Source organism: Pseudomonas sp. A-R-19, assembly GCF_019956575.1.
In the GTDB taxonomy this organism is placed as follows: domain Bacteria; phylum Pseudomonadota; class Gammaproteobacteria; order Pseudomonadales; family Pseudomonadaceae; genus Aquipseudomonas.
On record NZ_JAHBDR010000049.1, the window covers coordinates 205,167 to 221,086 of the forward strand.

Here is a 15,920-nt window from a genome sequence, read left to right on the forward strand (position 1 = left end):
CAGGGGCAAGGTTACAGACGGGGTTCCACTCGCATCCGCTGAGGATTGCTCGGCACGGGTGGACGACCGTAACGATCATCGCCGGCACCGCCGAATGGTTGATCATCCTCACGCTCGTCGGCGCGGACGGCGGCCTTGGTGGCAGCCTCACGTTCCTTGCGGGCGTTGGAAGCGCGCTCGATGGGGAAACGGATCGCCACCAGCACCAGATACAGGCCGAACGCGATCATGCCGTACATGAACAGATCGGAAATCGCCCGCCAGGCGTTGTTGCCGACCTTGAACAGCAGGTCGAGCGCGGTAATGGCGATGGCCGGTGCGACTTTATCCTTGACCGGGTCAATGATGGTCGGGCTGAACAGGAGCACGGCCATCACCAGGCGCAGCGGCTCTCGTAGCCAACGCCACATCCAGCGGGTCAAGCGCATCCACACCAACAGGCAGCCCAAAGCGGCAAAGGCGTAGAGGCCCCAAGCGATCAGATAGTCGTTCTCGGTCATGGTGTCCATGGCAAGGCAGGCAAAGAGGCGCTTATGATAACGGCTTTTCGCCCGTCAGGCTGCATCAAGACATAGAACCCTGTAGGAGCGAGCTTGTGTGGCGAGGGGGCTTGCCCCCGTTCGGCTGCGAAGCAGTCGTAAAACAGGCACCGCGTTATTGACTAAACATCGCAGTGACTCGTTTTAGGGCCGCTTTGCGACCCAACGGGGGCAAGCCCCCTCGCCACAAAAGCTCGCTCCTACAAGGTCTAAACCCTATTCCGTACACTGCTCGAGAGTCCTACATGCCCCTATCCGCCAACATTCACGACGCTCCGATTGCCCACAAGGCTGAAGGCTCCGACCCGTATGCCTGGCTGCAAGAGCGCGACACCGATGCAGTGCTCGACTATCTGAAAGCCGAAAACAGCTATCAGGAAACGCAAACCGCCGACCAGGCCGGGCTGCGCGAAACCCTGTTCGAGGAGATCAAGGGGCGGATTCTCGAGACTGATTTGTCCCTGCCCTCGCCGTGGGGACCGTATCTGTACTACACCCGCACCACGGCGGGCGATGAGTACGCCCGGCACTACCGCTGCCCGCGTCCGGCCGATGACAGCCTGACCCTCGACGAAAGCCGCGAACAACTGTTGCTGGACCCCAACGAACTGGCCAATGGCGGCTTTTTTTCGCTTGGGGCGTTCAGCATCAGCCCGGACCATCAGCGCCTGGCCTACAGCGTCGACTCCAGCGGCGACGAGATTTACACGTTGTTCGTGAAGGAGTTGTCCGACGGCCGCGTCAGCGAACTGGGATTCCAGGACTGTGACGGCAGCATGACCTGGGCCAACGACAGCCTGACGCTGTTCTTTGGCGAACTGGACGACACCCATCGCCCGCATAAGCTGTATCGCTATCGTCTGGACGGCACGGCGGCCGAGGAAGTGTTCCATGAGCCGGACGGTCGCTTCTTCATGCATTGCTACCGTTCAAGCTCCGAGCGGCAATTGTTGCTGTCCGTGGGCAGCAAGACCACCAGCGAGGCCTGGGTCCTCGATGCCAACCAGCCGCAGCAAGCCTTTACCTGCATCGCGCCACGGGTCGAGGATCATGAGTACGACGTCGACCACGGCGTACTCGACGGTCAATGGACCTGGTTCATTCGCAGCAACCGTGACGGCATCAATTTCGCCTTGTACACGGCCATCGACACCGGCGTAGCACCCACCGAAGCCGACTGGCAGAACCTGATCCCCCACAGCGACACGGTGATGATCGACGGCATCAGCCTGAACACCGGGGCCATGACCCTGAGCCTGCGGGTTGGCGGTTTGCCGATCATCGAGGTGCACCCGCAAGGCCTGGCGCCTTATCGCGTGCAATTGCCGGATGCGGCCTACAGCCTGCACGTGCAAAACAGCCTGGAGTTCGAAAGCGAGCGGATTCGCCTGCGCTACGAAGCGCTGAACCGTCCGGCGCAAATCCGTCAGCTTGAACTGGCAACCGGCGAGCAGAAAGTCCTCAAGCAAACCCCGGTGCTCGGCCCGTTCGATGCCGACGCCTACGTCAGCCAGCGCCTGTGGGCCACTGCGCCGGACGGTACACAAGTGCCGATCAGCCTGGTGATCAAGCGCACAGACCTCGGCAAGCCGGTGCCGCTGTACCTCTACGGCTATGGCGCCTATGGCGAAAGCCTCGACCCATGGTTTTCCCATGCGCGCCTGAGCCTGCTGGATCGCGGCATGGCGTTTGCCATTGCCCACGTGCGCGGCGGTGGCGAACTGGGGGAAGCCTGGTATCGCGCCGGCAAGCAGGAGCACAAGCACAACACCTTCAGCGACTTCATCGCCTGCGCCGAACACCTGATCACCCAAGGCTTCACCACTGCCCCGCAGTTGGCGATCAGCGGCGGCAGCGCCGGTGGCCTGCTGATCGGCGCGGTGCTCAATCAACGGCCGGAGCTGTTTGGCGCCGCCATCGCCGAAGTGCCGTTCGTCGACGTACTCAACACCATGCTCGACCCTGACCTGCCATTGACCGTCACGGAGTACGACGAATGGGGCAACCCTGAAGAACCGGACGTCCATGATCGGATCAAGGCCTACGCCCCGTACGAAAACGTCAGCGCGCAAGCTTATCCGGCGACCCTGGTGATCGCCGGCTACAACGACAGCCGTGTGCAGTATTGGGAAGCCGCCAAGTGGGTGGCGAAATTGCGCGCGACCAAGACCGACAGCAATCCGCTATTGCTCAAGACTGAACTGGGTGCCGGGCATGGCGGGATGAGCGGTCGATATCAGGGATTGCGTGACGTGGCGCTCGAATATGCGTTTTTGTTCAAGGTATTGGGCATTGCCTGAGGAACTTGGGCCGACGAACCGGTCTCAATTGCGCACACCACTAGCCGATACAACCCGTATCCCTTGCAGTAGCGAGCTTTTGTGGCGAGGGGGCTTGCCCCCGTTTGAGTGCGTAGCACTCACACGATCTTTGGTGTATCAGCGATTTTGGGGCTGCTTCGCAACCCAACGGGGGCGAGCCCCCTCGCCACAAAAACTCGCTTCCACAAGGGATTTGCGGTGAATTCAAGTCAGCAACAATCACAATAAAGACCGTGACGACATGCCTGAATCAACCTTTCTGAACAACGAAATTCGCGACTGGCTGATGGACTGCGGCCTGTTCAATCAATTGCTGCCAGCGGACTTCGCCGCGGCGTCGGGTTACTTCAGTATCAGCACCATTGCCCAGGGCGAGGAAATCTTCCAGGAGGGTGATGCCGGCAGCTTCATGTGCATCATCCACACCGGTCAGGTGGCGGTGCAGAAAACCACCGCTGACGGGCAACGCGTCACCATCGCCACCTTGCGCAGCGGCCGCTCGTTCGGCGAGATGGCCGTGCTCGACGGCGAACGGCGTTCGGCCAGTTGCGTAGCCGCGAGCGATTGCCAGTTGCTCAACCTGGGCAAGGACTCGCTGGAAAAAATGCTCAACGACGCACCGAAAATCGCCGCCAAGACCATTCGCGCCCTCGCCGTGTCCCTGTCCAAGCGCCTGCGCATGGCCGACGGCCAGTTGCTTTCGCAGCAGGTCTAGCCGCCCGGCGACTTGGGTTTGGGCGGATTCGGCTCAATCCCCGGCACGGGCTGGTCCTTGGTCGGCGGGCTCGGCATTTCAATCGGCACCAACGGCGGGCCACTACTGCCGGGGCCGACTTTAGGCAAAGGCGCCGGGCTGATCTGCGGATACGGCGTGGGCGTCGCAGTGCCGGGCGAACCGGGCATCGGCGCGGGGCTGACGGGAATCGATTGCAGCTGTTGAGCCTGTACTGCAGTTATCGAGAGCGCGGCCAGGGCAATGACCGTTAGAATGGTGCGCTTCATCAATGGCTCCGTTGGCCTTGTCGTCATAAACAGGCTACTCCCAACTGCGTCTGTTTGCCCTCCCGAGTTCTGCCAATTTTCTTCAAGTGAGCCCCATGAAACGTTTCGTTCTGCTGGACACCACCCCCATTCCTGAAAACGGCGGTGCCCTGTGCCTGTTCGAATATGGCGAGGATTTCGTCATCAAGATCCAGGGTGGCGATGGCGGACAATTGATGAACACGCGCATGCACGGCTCCGAAGATGCCCTGGCCGAGATCCCGTGCCGCAAGGTCGCCGGCCGACCGAACTCACGGGTGCTGATCGGCGGCCTGGGCATGGGTTTCACCCTCGCTTCGGCGCTCAAGCACCTGGGCAAGACCGCCGAAGTGGTGGTCGCCGAACTGGTCCCCGGGGTCGTTGAGTGGAACCGTGGACCACTGGGCGAGAAGGCTGGCAACCCGCTGCTCGACCCGCGGACGGTGATTCGCATGGAAGACGTGGCCAAAGTCCTGCAAGCCGAACCCCAGGGCTTCGATGCGATCATGCTCGACGTCGACAACGGCCCCGAAGGCCTGACCCAGAAAGCCAACAGCTGGCTGTATTCCGCTGGCGGCCTGAGCGCCTGCGCCAAGGCCCTGAGACCAAAAGGCGTGCTGGCCGTCTGGTCGGCCAGCGCTGACCGGCAATTTTCCGACAAACTGAAGAAAGCCGGGTTCAAGGCCGAGGAAGTGCAGGTCTTCGCCCACGGCAACAAGGGCACCCGCCACACCATCTGGATTGCCGAGAAGCTCAAGGGCTAGGCTAAACTTCACCCTATAACCGTCATTAGTCATTCTACAAAGGTGAACCCATGAGTTCGTCCACCCCGACCAACACTTCGAAGCTGGATCGCATCCTCGCCGACAACCAGCGCGACAAGGAAATGGGCTACCGCGACAAGGCCCTGAAGATGTACCCGCACGTCTGTGGCCGCTGCGCCCGTGAGTTCTCCGGCAAGCGCCTGAGCGAACTGACCGTGCACCACCGCGACCACAACCACGACAACAACCCGCAGGATGGCTCGAACTGGGAATTGTTGTGCCTGTACTGCCACGATAACGAACACTCGCGCTATACCGACCAGCAGTATTTCGGCGAAGGCTCGCTGAGCACGCCGAAAATCGCCAAGGCCACGCATAACCCATTTGCGGCGTTGGCCGGGTTGATGAAAAAAGAAGACTGAAGACTCATCGGCGTCCCGACCGGCCTCTTCGCGAGCAAGCCCGCTCCCACATTTAATCTGTGCCAGACACAAAACCAATGTGGGAGCGGGCTTGCTCGCGAAAGCGATCGCCCTGGCACCACCAATCTCCAAACTGACCACTGCCGCCCAATCCCCGTATAATCGCGCTTTTTTCCCGAAAGGCACCCCGCTCGTGGCAGACAAACGGTACAGCTGCATTGGTTTGTATAACCCCAAATCACCGGAGAACGTCGGTTCGGTGATGCGCGCCGCTGGCTGTTATGGCGTGGCGTCGGTGTTCTACACCGGCAAGCGCTATGAGCGCGCCGCCGACTTCGTCACCGATACCAAGCGCGTGCACTACGACATCCCGCTGATCGGCATCGACGACCTGAAGAAAATCCTGCCGCTCAACTGCGTGCCCGTCGCCGTGGAACTGGTCGAAGGCGCCCGCCCGTTGCCCGAATACACTCACCCGGATCGCGCGCTCTACATCTTCGGCCCGGAAGACGGATCGCTGGATAAAGAGATTCGCGACTGGTGCGAAGACGTGGTCTACATTCCGACCACCGGCTGCATGAACCTGGCCGCCACGGTCAACGTCGTGCTCTACGACCGCATGGCCAAGGGGCTCAATACCCGCTCCGGGCCAAAATTCCGCTGAATCGCCGCACATCCGATTGAACAAGCGGCCTGCCCACGCAGTCAGCTTGATTATCGATCACAGAAGCCTGGAGACAGACCATGAGCGAACTCAAACGCGTCGAGCGTATCGAATCCACCCCGTTCCAGAGCCCTTCCGAGCAGAACGTGCAGGGCTGGGAACGCATCGGCTCCCTGGCCGGCGGCGTGGTGATGGTGGGCAAGGGCCTGCGGCGTGGCGGGATCTTTGGCCTGATCCAGGTGGCCATCGGCGGCGTGGCCCTGGCGCGCGGTATCACCGGCCACAGCTCGGCGAAAAGCCTGCTGGAAAAAGGCCGTCAGGACATGGACAACGTGCGGGCGAAAATCCAGCGGGCGGGTGAGGAACTGAGCCAGTTGAAGGCCAACGCCGAGGCGGCGACCAAAACGGCCACCGTGACTGGCAATGATTCCTTGAAGTCGCCGAAAGCTGGGGTTTGAACCAAAAGTTTTGGTGAGGCTACTGGCCTCATCGCTGGCAAGCCAGCTCCTACATCGATTTTGTGAACGCCACGGATCAAATGTGGGAGCGGGCTTGCTCGCGAATGGCGGTATTACTGAATCAACTCGGTACTCAACACCTTCGAAGACCCACCGATCACGCTCTCGCTGAGCTGAACAAACGCCTGGGTATCGATATCCCCCAGCCGCATTGCCCCGCGCAATACGTCGTCCAGCGACCGCTTGTTATGGGTTTTCAGGCGAATCTCGCCGTCCAGTTCCTGCAGCAACACCACCGCCCTGGCTACCTGCGCCGGGCTGACTCGCTCGCCGCGCAGCGTGGTGACTTTCTGTGTGTCCCTGACCAGCTTGCCGTGCAGGCTTTCGTAGCGTTCATCACTGATGCCGCCAGCCCGACGCACCAGTTCGATGGCGTAATACTCGGCAAAACCTTCACTGATCCAGTCGCTGCGCTGGGTGCCATTGATCCGTCCGGACACCTGGGCCAACTCACGGACCAACGCACTGCTGCCACTTTCGTTGACCAACGGCAGGTGACTGCTGAGATAGATCGACTCGTGCGCCGACTGGCTGCCGCGCCACATGGGGTCATTGGCCCCGACGATCAGCAGCTTGCCAGGGTGGCGCGGATACAGCGCCTGCACTTGCGGCCAGACGAAGGTCAGCAGGGTCAGCACATCCATACGGCGCATCCCCTGCCCCAGCGGCGAGGCGACGGTGACTTCAGTCTCGCCCAGACGAGTCCGGCGGCTGCCAAGCTGGCCGGCGAGCATCCAGCCCGTGGGCCGGTCGAACAGTCGGGAGGGGTTATCGATACGAAATTTGTTCTTGCCGATTCGTGGCCAGGCGGTTTCAACGCTTTTCCAGCCAGCGGGCAGCTCGAATTCGAGGCGTGAAACCAGTTCGGTGCCATCCTGTTGATCGAGCCTGGCGGCCGGCACCAGATCGTCGCCGCGCATCAACGCCCAGTTTGGCGTCATGCGCGTGTCGAAGCTGCCGTTCTTGCGCCCGTGGCTGATTTTCACGCGGTAGGTCAGGCTGGCCTTGTCGGCCGCCGGGCGCCAGACACCGCGAGTCGCTTTGCCGGGTGTCAGTAGCCATTGGCCGTCGACCTTGAAATCGCTGTAGTGGCTGCCGTCGCCGAGGTTGAAGTCCAGGCTGCGTACCGCCGAACCCTGGGCGAGCGTCAGGCGCACTTCGGCCTGATCGCTCTGCGGCAACAGGCGCACGTGATAATCCAGATTGACCTTGTTCGCGGCCCATACGGGCGAACTCACCGCCAGTAATCCAACGATCCACGCCCGCCGCCATCCCACAGCCATACACACACTCCTGATGTGGCGAGCGAGCTTGCTCGCGCTGGGCTGCATGGCAGCCCCAAATCCTTGTTAGCACTGGCGACTTTGTGAGTGCTACGCACTCAAGCGGGAGCAAGCTCCCTCGCCACAAAAAGCGATGAGCATTAGCCCGCGCGGAAAATCAGGTGATCTTCCCAGTCATCTTCCGGCACGCTGCCCTCGGCGAGCATGCGCCCGGACTGGGAAATCCGCTCGTGATGCACGGCATCGCGATCACCGCACACCAGGTGATGCCACAACGGCAGGTCCTTGCCTTCGCTGACCAGGCGATAGCCGCAGGTCGGCGGCAGCCATTTGAATTCGTCGGCCTTGCCCGGCGTGAGCTGGATACAGTCCGGCACGGAGTCACGGCGGTTAGGATAGTCCTTGCACTGGCAGGTTTTCAGGTCCAGCAGCTTGCAGGCGATGCGCGTGTAATAAACGCTGTTGTCGTCTTCGTCTTCAAGTTTTTGCAGGCAGCACAATCCACAGCCGTCGCACAGCGACTCCCATTCCTCCTGATCGAGTTGATCGAGGGTTTTGCGTATCCAGAACGGTTCTACTTTGGCGGCCATGGTTCGAGCATCGACATCAGGTGGTGAAAAGGCCGCCAGTCTAGTGCCCGAAGCCCCTTGGGCCAAGCATTGGCGACTGTCGGTAGATCGGGCTTGTCAGTTTTTGCGCTGGCAAGTAGCTTTGCCAATCGCAAGGAGCCTGACCTGCGTGCCATTAACGCTCAACCGCGTTGCATTACGGTGAACTGCCACGGCTCTCGAAAAACCTCACGGCCCGGCTCAACCGTGCCCACAGTTTTCGGACGACCCTCACTTTAAAACGTAGCAAGGAATCTCTTGATGAGTGCCAACCCACGCGTTGCCGATTACGCTATTCACCCACAGTTCACCGATCGCTGGTCGCCCCGCGCCTTCACTGGCGAAACGATCCCGGAGGAAACCCTGCTGAGCTTCTTCGAAGCCGCGCGCTGGGCACCCTCGGCCTACAACTCGCAACCCTGGCGTTTCCTTTACGCACGTCGCGACACGCCGAACTGGGAGCGTTACCTGGGCCTGCTCAATGAATTCAACCGCAGCTGGGCGCAACATGCTTCGGCCCTGGTGATCGTGATCTCGAAAACCACCTTCGCCGTGCCTGGCGCCACCGAAGAAACCCCGGCCCTGTGGCATACCTTCGACACCGGTTCGGCCTGGGGCCACCTGGCCTTGCAAGCGAGCCTGAGCGGCTGGCACACCCATGGCATGGCCGGTTTCGACCAGGAACTGACCCGCAAGGAGCTGAGCATTCCTGAAGGCTACGCCCTGCACGCCGCCGTCGCAGTGGGCAAGCTGGGGGACAAGGCAAGCCTGGCGGATTACCTGCAAGCCCGTGAAGAACCGAGCCCGCGTCGTCCGTTGAGCGAGCTGGCGGCTGAAGGTGACTTCACCCTCTAAGCCACTGCACAAAACATTGTGGGAGCGGGCTTGCTCGCGAATGCGGAGTGTCAGTCGACAAGTTCAGTGACTGACACCCTGCATTCGCGAGCAAGCCCGCTCCCACATTTTTGATGGCGGTGAATCAATACCCGCGATCGAAATCCACTTCTCCGCGCAACGCTTCTCCCGCCTGATACGCCCGCAGGTTTTCGACAAACAGCTTCACCATCAGTGACGGCGAAGTCGGTGCCGAGCTGTGGCCGGTCAGCAACAGGCCCCAGGCGGTCCAGAATGGATGACGCTGTGGCAAGGGTTCCTGACGGCAGACGTCAATCACCGCGCCCGCCAGATGCCCTTCCTTCAAGGCTTCCACCAGATCCGCATCGACCACTGCCACACCGCGCCCGGCGTTGATGAACAACCCGGTCGGCTTGAATTGCTTGAACAGCGCCGCGTCGTAGATATCGTGGGTGTCCGGTGTGTTCGGCAACAGGTTGACCACGTAATCGACTTCACCGACCAGCCGTGGCAGATCCGCCAGTGAACCGACTTCGATAAACGGTGCCTGTTCCCGCGCGCTGCTGGCAACGCCATACAACTCGACGCCAAACGGCACGAGGAACTGCGCGACACTTTGACCGATATCGCCCGTGCCGACGATCAACACCTTGCGCCCCGCCAGGCTCTGGCCATGGCGACTGTCCCATTTGCGCTCGACCTGGCTGACCAGCCGCGCCAGCACTTCACGTTCGTGACCGAGCATATAGGTGAGCACGTACTCGGCCATGACCTGGCCGAAGATGCCGACGGCACGCGTCAGCTGGTAGTGCCGTGGCAAGCCGTCGGCCAGCAGCGGCGTAATGCCAGCCCAGGTCGATTGCAGCCATTGCGGTTGATGCCCCTGGCGCAACAGGGTCGCCAGCAAATCAGGCTGGCCGAGCCACACCGGACAATCGGCGGCCTGACTGGCCAGTTCGGCGGAATCACCGCTGGTCAGCACCTCCAGGTCCGGTGCCGCCTCGCGCAACAGTTGGGCGTACACGGGGTGGTCGTGTTCAGCAATCAGGACGCGCATGCTTCAAACCTTTCAAAAACGGTGCAGACGACAGCCGACAGAGCCGTGCTCCGTCGATGCTGCCATCGCTAAAATCGATCAGTGTTTCATAACCACTCTGAACAGAGCCTGTCTGCCGCTCACATCGGATCGTTGCGGCGCAACAATTCTTCCGGCAAGTGCTCGATGTACTCGTCTTCGGCAGGCGGCATTTGCAGGTGATAACCCTGTTTGTCGAGGTTTTCCAGCACGACCTCGATGTCCTCGCGCGACAGCTTGCGCTCGGGGCTCAGCACCAGGTCGAATGCATGGATGGCCTTGCCGAAGGCTGCCATCAGGGGATCCGGCACGCGCTCCAGAGCATCGCTCTTGAGCACGTACAGGTACATTTCGTTTCTCTTCGAGCTGCGGTAGATGGAACAAATACGTTTCAAGGCTGTTCTCCGGCGGTGGCCAGGCTGTCGAGCAGCGCCTGGCCCATCAATTCGCGACGCCAGCCACGCAGCGAATCAGGCAATTGGTAGGGACCATTGGGGAAGCCGCTCTTGAGCAGCGCTTCCAGGGTTTTCTTGCGCAGCATCAGTTCCGGGGCGATGTTCAGGCGCTCGGCCTCCGCCTGGCCGATGGCCTTCAGTTGCTTGAGCAGCGCGGCGGCATCCACTGGCAACGGCTCTGGCACGGCTGGCGGCCATTGATCAGGCGACACACTGCCAGAGCGCTTGATCAGATCAAGCAGAAACTCGCCGTCCTGACGCACGGTACGCGGGTGCATGTCTTCGATTTTCGCCAGGGCGCCAAGGTTATCCGGTTGCGTACGCGCCAGCGGCCACAGCGAATGCTCGCGGACAATCCGGTTGCGCGGTAGGTCACGGGCCCGGGCTTCCTTTTCACGCCAGGCGCACAGCTCACGCAAAACCGCGAGTTGGGCGCGGGACAGCTTCCAGGCCAGCTTGGCATCGCGATAGACCTCGTACGGGTCGATCTCGCGGCGCAGGTTGGCCACCAGTTCAGCGCCGTCTTCCAGGACCCAGGCGTACTTGTCGTCCGACAGCTTTGGGCGCAGCCTTACGAAGACTTCAGCCAAATGCACGGCATCTTCCGCGGCATAGCTGATCTGCGTTTCGGAAAGCGGACGCTGCAGCCAGTCGGAACGGGTTTCACCCTTGGGCAGGTCGATGCCGAGCACTTCCTGCACCAGCCGCGAATAGCCCATGGAAAAACCGAGGTTCAGGTAAGCGGCGGCCAGTTGGGTATCGAACAGTGGCGCCGGCAGGCTGCCGGTCAGGCGTAGCAGGACTTCGAGGTCTTCGCTGCACGCGTGGACAACTTTGACCACGGCCGGGTTTTCCAGCAACGCAGCCAATGGTTGCCAGCTGTCGATGGTCAGCGGGTCAATCAGGTAGGCGCGCTTGCCATCACCGACCTGCAGCAGGCCAGCGATCGGGTAGAAGGTGTCGACCCGCATGAATTCGGTGTCGAGGGCAACGAATGGCAACTGCTGCCACTCGGCACACAAGCGTCCGAGGCTATCGTTGTCGCGAATCCAGTGAATATCGATGGCCACACGGCTCTCCCTTGAAGAATGGCGCGCAGTATATATCGCCCCCGGCGATTTCCGCGCATCCACTGAACAAGAGCGTTAGCGAAAATTACTGCGTGATATGAAGAATAGTCCGACAACGTCGCGCTAGCTGGTCTTACCCAGCACGTAGATCCGCATCCGCGCACAACCGGGGAAGAAGTCCTGATGGCTGAGCAGACGGAAACCCGCCTGCCTGAACTCGCTTTCCACCTTGGTCTTGCTGGGCAATGGCCCTTCCATCTCCGCACCCGCGCCCTTGAAACGACCGTCAAGGCGCACCGCGACAATCACCGTATCGCGACTGACCCGATAAAACTCGCCCAGCATCGCCAGACGATGTTCCGGGTTGGTGAGGTGCTGAAACAGTTGCATGCAAAAAATGCAGTCAACCGCGTTCTCCGACAAACCAATCGTGAATGCGGAGCTTTGAAAGGTCTTGATCCGCTTCAACAGACTCTTCGGGTGGTGTGTGAGGGCATGATCGAGGATGTCCTGGGACGGATCCGTCGCCAGGATCACCCGATTGGCATGTTCGGCCAGCACCGGCCAAAAACGCCCCACACCGCAAGCCACATCAAGGATCAGCCCCGGTTCGCCGGCGACCTTGAGCGCGTTGCGCACCAGACGCTCCTCACGCCAAAGCACCAGACGTCCGGTCAGGCCAGGCGCTTGCGGCTGAAGGCAGACGCGCGCGTGCTCCTGGTCGTAGCGCCGGGCAATCTCAAGCTCGATGGCGGACGGGGGCTGAGCGGACATGTGCAATGGCTCTTGATAAAGGTTCTACAGGCCGCAGGACGGCGGCCACCGCGTGAAACAAAATCGGAGCACTCAATCTTTGGCCAACACGCCGTCGGACACTGGGCCACGACAGCCGGCAAACATGTCCAGATCCTGGTTGTAGACCTTGCTGTTGACTTCCAGCAGCCCAAGCATCGAATGGAACAGGTTGTCCTGGCTCAGGGGCTTTTCACGACTCTGTTGCAGGCAATGGGTATCTACCGCAAACGACTTTTTATAGCTGTCGGAGAACCAGGCAAACATGGCCACATGCTTTTGCTGCTCCGGTGCCAGCATGTAAGGCGTGCCGTGGAGGAACAAGTTGTACTCACCCAGGGATTCGCCGTGGTCCGACAGGTACAGCATCGCGGTATCCACTTTGTCCTGATTGCTGCGCAGCAGATCGATCAAGGTCGACAGCACATGGTCGGTATATACCAGGGTGTTGTCGTAGCCATTGACGATACTTTCGCGACTGCAATTGTTCAGGGCATTGCTTTCGCAAACCGGGGTGAAGTGCTCGAACTCTTTCGGATAACGCTTGAAGTACTCCGGACCGTGGCTGCCCATCTGGTGCAATACCAATACCGTGTCCTTGTCCAGGCTATCGATGAAATGTTGCAGCCCTTGCAGGAGGATTTCGTCGCGGCATTCACTGTTGGCGCACAGCGTTGGGTCTTTCAGATTGCTGACGTCCTGAACCGTGACGCGATCGCACGTACCCTTGCAGCCAGACTGGTTGTCACGCCAGATCACGTCGATACCTGCATGCTTGAGCACATCCAGCAGGCCTTCTTCATTCTTTGCCTTGCTGGCGTTGTAGTCCTTGCGCCCCATATTGGAGAACATGCAAGGCACCGAGACGGCGGTTTCAGTACCGCAGGAGTGCACATCGGTGAAGGCGATCAGGCCCTCTTCCTTACTCAGTTTCGGCGTGGTGTCACGGCTATAGCCAAGGATGCCGAAGTTCTCCGCCCGGGCACTTTCACCCACGACAAGAACGGTCAGGGATTTGCGCCCGTGAGTTTGCCAGGCCGGATTGCGCTGGGCATCTTCACCGAGTTTGACAAAGGGCTGGCGTGCCGTCGCTACTTTCTCGCGCAAGAGACCCGCCGAGGCACCAATGTAGTTGCTTGGCACCACCATCAGGCGCAATTCGTGATGATTGCGAAACAGTGAAGACAGGCCTTGATAGTTAACCAGCGCAACACCACCGATCACCGCCACCGAAGCAAAAGTCACCAGAACTTTACTGAGCAGTTCACGGTGCCAACGTCGATAACTGATTGGAGTCTTCCACAACAGCCAAGACGGTAGAACTCCAAGCAGCGCAATATAAACAAACAACTTGAGCGACAGTAAGTCGCGAACTTCCGTGGCATTGGTTTCAGCAAAGTTACGCAACATGCCGGTGTCGATCAGAACACCATACTGACTCATGAAATACGCCACGCCCGCGCTGATCATGAACAGCAGGATCAGGACCGGCTTGAGTACCGGCCGGAATGCCAGCAGGGTCAATACAATGTTGAAGGCCGCGCAGATCATCACCCCGAAAGCCACGCGCATGGCGATGCCTTTACCATCGGATGCGGTGATTTCGAACAGGTGTTGCCAGAGCACAAAATTGAAGCAAATTAACAAAAATACGCTGGCAATCAGTGTCACCCATTCTGGGCGCACGGCTTTAATCTTAAGCATGAGGTTCGGCGGGTCCTGAAAAGAAATGTCTTCGGCAAATGTGAAAATTTCATTTACCGAGACAATTCTAATTTTAGGTAGCCAACCATCAATTTTTTGTGAAAAAGAAGCCAACAATTAGTTGGCTTACAAGACCGCCTGAAACTTTCAGACTTTTTGAGAACTGTTCAGCTTAGGTTCAGCTTTGACTCAAGCCTGGTGCAAATACCAGCGCCAGTCCTGCTCTCCGACCTCGCCCATGAATTGGCGATACTCGGCGCGCTTCACCGCCAGGTAGACACCGAGGAATTCGCCACCAAAAGCTTCCCTGGCCCAACTGGAACCCTCCAGCGAGCGCAAGGTGGTCAGCCAGTCTGTCGGCAACAGTTTCGCAGCCTGGGCGTAGCCATTGCCTTCCACCGGCGCACCGGGGTCGAGTTGTTCGCGGATACCGCGATGAATACCGGCCAGAATTGCCGCAGCCGCCAGATAGGGGTTGGCATCCGCGCCACAAATTCGATGCTCGATATGCCGCGAATACGCCGGCCCGCCGGGTACGCGCAAACTCACTGTGCGATTGTCCACGCCCCAGGTGGCCGCCAGGGGCGCATAGCTGTTGGCCTGGAATCGACGGTAGGAGTTGGCGTTCGGGCAGAACAGCAATAGCGAATCGAGCAAGGTACTGAGCATGCCTGCGACAGCCTGCTTGAGCAGCGGCGTGCCATCCGGGGCTTCGCTGGCAAAGAGGTTGTTGCCGTCCTTGTCCGCCAGGCTCACGTGCATGTGCATCCCGGTGCCGGCCAGGTCATCGAAGGGCTTGGCCATGAAGCAGGCGGTCATGCCGTGCTTGTGTGCCACTCCCTTGACCAGGCGCTTGTAGCGCACCGCTTCATCCATCGCCTGCAGCGCGTCGGTGCGGTGTTCGAGGGTGATTTCCACCTGCCCCGGTGCGTATTCGGAAATGGCCGTGCGCGCCGGAATCCCCTGGAGCTTGCAGGCGCTGTACAGATCGGCCAGGAACGGTTCGATCTGTTCAAGTTCACGCAACCCATAGACCTGGGTACCACGCGGACGCCCGCCATCGACATCCCGTGCCGGTTGCGGCCGGCCGTTGCTGTCGCGCTGCTGATCCAGCAGGTAGAACTCCAGCTCCGCCGCCATGACCGGGTAATAACCGTCAGCCTGCAAACCTTCGATGACTTTCGCCAGTAAATGACGAGGATCGGCAATGGTGGCGGGCATTCCCTCCGACGGATGCATGCTGACCTGCACGGCCGCGGTCGGTATCAGGCGCCACGGCATACGCGTGAGGCTGCCGCTGATCGGGTAGGCCCGGCAGTCGATATCCCCGACATCCCAGACCAGCCCGGAGTTTTCCACGTCATCGCCATTGATGGTCAGGCCGAGGATGGTGCTCGGCAATGGCCGCCCGCTTTCATACACCGCGAGCAACTCGTCACGATGCAGCAGCTTGCCGCGCGGCACTCCGTTGTTGTCGAGGATGAACAGCTCGAACATTTCAACATCCGGGTTCTGCTGCAGAAAGGTCAGGGCTTCTTGCTGGGTGGCAAACGAGGTCGTGGCACTACTCATGGAAACTCTCTTTTTCCGTGTCAGGCGGGTACGCAAAAGCACCCGCGCTTTAATCCCGGCATCAGCCGGAAAATGTAGGAACAATCAGCGGAAAAAGCAGGAATCCGGCGGGCGCGCATGGCGGCAATGCCACAGCGCCCAAAAAGCCAGTTCAGAAGGAAGTGCAGAGAGGTTTGGCGCGGTGGCGGGCGTGAACCGACGACCAAGGCTCGACGCACGAGCGTCGGTGGATGCCTTGAGGTGGATTACGACTGGCCA

The 15,920-nt window shown here is 60.2% G+C and carries 17 protein-coding genes; 7 read left to right on the plus strand and 10 right to left on the minus strand.

Going from position 1 to position 15,920, the window contains the following annotated elements; genetic code table 11:
* Window positions 1-11: 11 nt before the first annotated feature.
* Entirely contained in the window at window positions 12-509 is a 498-nt protein-coding gene (locus tag KGA88_RS12760; RefSeq protein WP_110662915.1) for an MFS transporter, read from the minus strand.
* 275 nt (window positions 510-784) lie between these two features.
* On the opposite strand from KGA88_RS12760, the gene KGA88_RS12765 reads away from it, so the two are divergent.
* Together KGA88_RS12765 and KGA88_RS12770 are read left to right on the plus strand one after the other, a co-directional pair.
* Window positions 785-2,839 (plus strand): S9 family peptidase, encoded by a 2,055-nt coding sequence (locus KGA88_RS12765; RefSeq protein ID WP_223591426.1) that lies wholly within the window; start codon window positions 785-787, stop codon window positions 2,837-2,839.
* 262 nt (window positions 2,840-3,101) lie between these two features.
* Window positions 3,102-3,575, plus strand: coding sequence for a cyclic nucleotide-binding domain-containing protein (locus tag KGA88_RS12770; protein ID WP_223591428.1), 474 nt, complete (start codon window positions 3,102-3,104; stop codon window positions 3,573-3,575).
* Here KGA88_RS12770 and KGA88_RS12775 read toward each other — a convergent pair.
* Entirely contained in the window at window positions 3,572-3,862 is a 291-nt protein-coding gene (locus tag KGA88_RS12775) for a hypothetical protein (RefSeq protein ID WP_110662116.1), read from the minus strand. The two genes, KGA88_RS12770 and KGA88_RS12775, sit on opposite strands and share 4 nt — an antisense overlap.
* 95 nt (window positions 3,863-3,957) lie before the next feature.
* On the opposite strand from KGA88_RS12775, the gene KGA88_RS12780 reads away from it, so the two are divergent.
* The 4 genes from KGA88_RS12780 to KGA88_RS12795 all read left to right on the plus strand — a co-directional run bounded on the left by KGA88_RS12780 (window position 3,958) and on the right by KGA88_RS12795 (window position 6,188).
* Window positions 3,958-4,644, plus strand: coding sequence for a spermidine synthase (locus KGA88_RS12780; protein WP_007898703.1), 687 nt, complete (start codon window positions 3,958-3,960; stop codon window positions 4,642-4,644).
* A 50-nt stretch (window positions 4,645-4,694) separates the two neighbouring features.
* On the plus strand, window positions 4,695-5,066 hold the full coding sequence (locus KGA88_RS12785; RefSeq protein ID WP_007944009.1) for a YajD family HNH nuclease: 372 nt from the start codon (window positions 4,695-4,697) through the stop codon (window positions 5,064-5,066).
* Between the two features lie 193 nt (window positions 5,067-5,259).
* Complete coding sequence (locus KGA88_RS12790; protein WP_007911337.1) at window positions 5,260-5,730, plus strand: RNA methyltransferase; 471 nt, start codon at window positions 5,260-5,262, stop codon at window positions 5,728-5,730.
* Between the two features lie 80 nt (window positions 5,731-5,810).
* On the plus strand, window positions 5,811-6,188 hold the full coding sequence (locus KGA88_RS12795) for a DUF2892 domain-containing protein (RefSeq protein ID WP_110662115.1): 378 nt from the start codon (window positions 5,811-5,813) through the stop codon (window positions 6,186-6,188).
* Window positions 6,189-6,301: 113 nt separating this feature from the next.
* On the opposite strand, the gene KGA88_RS12800 is transcribed toward KGA88_RS12795, so the two are convergent.
* Window positions 6,302-7,531: a hypothetical protein gene (locus KGA88_RS12800; RefSeq protein WP_223591430.1), complete on the minus strand. Its 1,230-nt coding sequence runs from the start codon at window positions 7,529-7,531 to the stop codon at window positions 6,302-6,304.
* A 140-nt stretch (window positions 7,532-7,671) separates the two neighbouring features.
* A complete protein-coding gene (locus tag KGA88_RS12805) occupies window positions 7,672-8,121 on the minus strand; it encodes a YcgN family cysteine cluster protein (protein ID WP_095945369.1) in 450 nt (149 codons plus the stop codon).
* A 279-nt stretch (window positions 8,122-8,400) separates the two neighbouring features.
* Between KGA88_RS12805 and KGA88_RS12810 the strand changes: the two genes are divergently transcribed.
* Window positions 8,401-8,994 carry a nitroreductase family protein gene (locus KGA88_RS12810; RefSeq protein WP_110658540.1) on the plus strand — a complete coding sequence of 198 codons (594 nt, stop codon included), beginning with the start codon at window positions 8,401-8,403 and terminating at the stop codon, window positions 8,992-8,994.
* Window positions 8,995-9,118: 124 nt separating this feature from the next.
* On the opposite strand, the gene KGA88_RS12815 is transcribed toward KGA88_RS12810, so the two are convergent.
* The 6 genes from KGA88_RS12815 to KGA88_RS12840 form a co-directional block, all read right to left on the minus strand.
* On the minus strand, window positions 9,119-10,051 hold the full coding sequence (locus tag KGA88_RS12815) for a D-2-hydroxyacid dehydrogenase (protein WP_110658522.1): 933 nt from the start codon (window positions 10,049-10,051) through the stop codon (window positions 9,119-9,121).
* A gap of 119 nt (window positions 10,052-10,170) precedes the next feature.
* The gene (locus KGA88_RS12820) at window positions 10,171-10,464 is read right to left on the minus strand and encodes a YcgL domain-containing protein (RefSeq protein WP_110658523.1); all 294 of its coding nucleotides are present in this window, start codon (window positions 10,462-10,464) and stop codon (window positions 10,171-10,173) included.
* Window positions 10,461-11,594: a ribonuclease D gene (gene rnd / locus KGA88_RS12825; RefSeq protein WP_223591433.1), complete on the minus strand. Its 1,134-nt coding sequence runs from the start codon at window positions 11,592-11,594 to the stop codon at window positions 10,461-10,463. The genes KGA88_RS12820 and rnd overlap by 4 nt, the downstream gene beginning before the upstream one ends.
* Before the next feature lie 123 nt (window positions 11,595-11,717).
* Window positions 11,718-12,368 (minus strand): class I SAM-dependent methyltransferase, encoded by a 651-nt coding sequence (locus KGA88_RS12830; RefSeq protein ID WP_110658525.1) that lies wholly within the window; start codon window positions 12,366-12,368, stop codon window positions 11,718-11,720.
* Between the two features lie 72 nt (window positions 12,369-12,440).
* A complete protein-coding gene (locus tag KGA88_RS12835; RefSeq protein WP_110658526.1) occupies window positions 12,441-14,090 on the minus strand; it encodes a phosphoethanolamine transferase in 1,650 nt (549 codons plus the stop codon).
* 189 nt (window positions 14,091-14,279) lie between these two features.
* Window positions 14,280-15,662, minus strand: coding sequence for a glutamine synthetase family protein (locus KGA88_RS12840; protein ID WP_223591435.1), 1,383 nt, complete (start codon window positions 15,660-15,662; stop codon window positions 14,280-14,282).
* Window positions 15,663-15,920: the final 258 nt, after the last annotated feature.

What these genes read in the sequence shown, in the direction of transcription:
- KGA88_RS12760 (WP_110662915.1), bottom strand. Translation starts at nt 509, where the DNA reads ATGGACACCATGACCGAGAACGACTATCTGATCGCTTGGGGCCTCTAC.
- KGA88_RS12765 (WP_223591426.1), top strand. Translation starts at nt 785, where the DNA reads ATGCCCCTATCCGCCAACATTCACGACGCTCCGATTGCCCACAAGGCT.
- KGA88_RS12770 (WP_223591428.1), top strand. Translation starts at nt 3,102, where the DNA reads ATGCCTGAATCAACCTTTCTGAACAACGAAATTCGCGACTGGCTGATG.
- KGA88_RS12775 (WP_110662116.1), bottom strand. Translation starts at nt 3,862, where the DNA reads ATGAAGCGCACCATTCTAACGGTCATTGCCCTGGCCGCGCTCTCGATA.
- KGA88_RS12780 (WP_007898703.1), top strand. Translation starts at nt 3,958, where the DNA reads ATGAAACGTTTCGTTCTGCTGGACACCACCCCCATTCCTGAAAACGGC.
- KGA88_RS12785 (WP_007944009.1), top strand. Translation starts at nt 4,695, where the DNA reads ATGAGTTCGTCCACCCCGACCAACACTTCGAAGCTGGATCGCATCCTC.
- KGA88_RS12795 (WP_110662115.1), top strand. Translation starts at nt 5,811, where the DNA reads ATGAGCGAACTCAAACGCGTCGAGCGTATCGAATCCACCCCGTTCCAG.
- KGA88_RS12800 (WP_223591430.1), bottom strand. Translation starts at nt 7,531, where the DNA reads ATGGCTGTGGGATGGCGGCGGGCGTGGATCGTTGGATTACTGGCGGTG.
- KGA88_RS12805 (WP_095945369.1), bottom strand. Translation starts at nt 8,121, where the DNA reads ATGGCCGCCAAAGTAGAACCGTTCTGGATACGCAAAACCCTCGATCAA.
- KGA88_RS12810 (WP_110658540.1), top strand. Translation starts at nt 8,401, where the DNA reads ATGAGTGCCAACCCACGCGTTGCCGATTACGCTATTCACCCACAGTTC.
- KGA88_RS12815 (WP_110658522.1), bottom strand. Translation starts at nt 10,051, where the DNA reads ATGCGCGTCCTGATTGCTGAACACGACCACCCCGTGTACGCCCAACTG.
- KGA88_RS12830 (WP_110658525.1), bottom strand. Translation starts at nt 12,368, where the DNA reads ATGTCCGCTCAGCCCCCGTCCGCCATCGAGCTTGAGATTGCCCGGCGC.
- KGA88_RS12835 (WP_110658526.1), bottom strand. Translation starts at nt 14,090, where the DNA reads ATGCTTAAGATTAAAGCCGTGCGCCCAGAATGGGTGACACTGATTGCC.
- KGA88_RS12840 (WP_223591435.1), bottom strand. Translation starts at nt 15,662, where the DNA reads ATGAGTAGTGCCACGACCTCGTTTGCCACCCAGCAAGAAGCCCTGACC.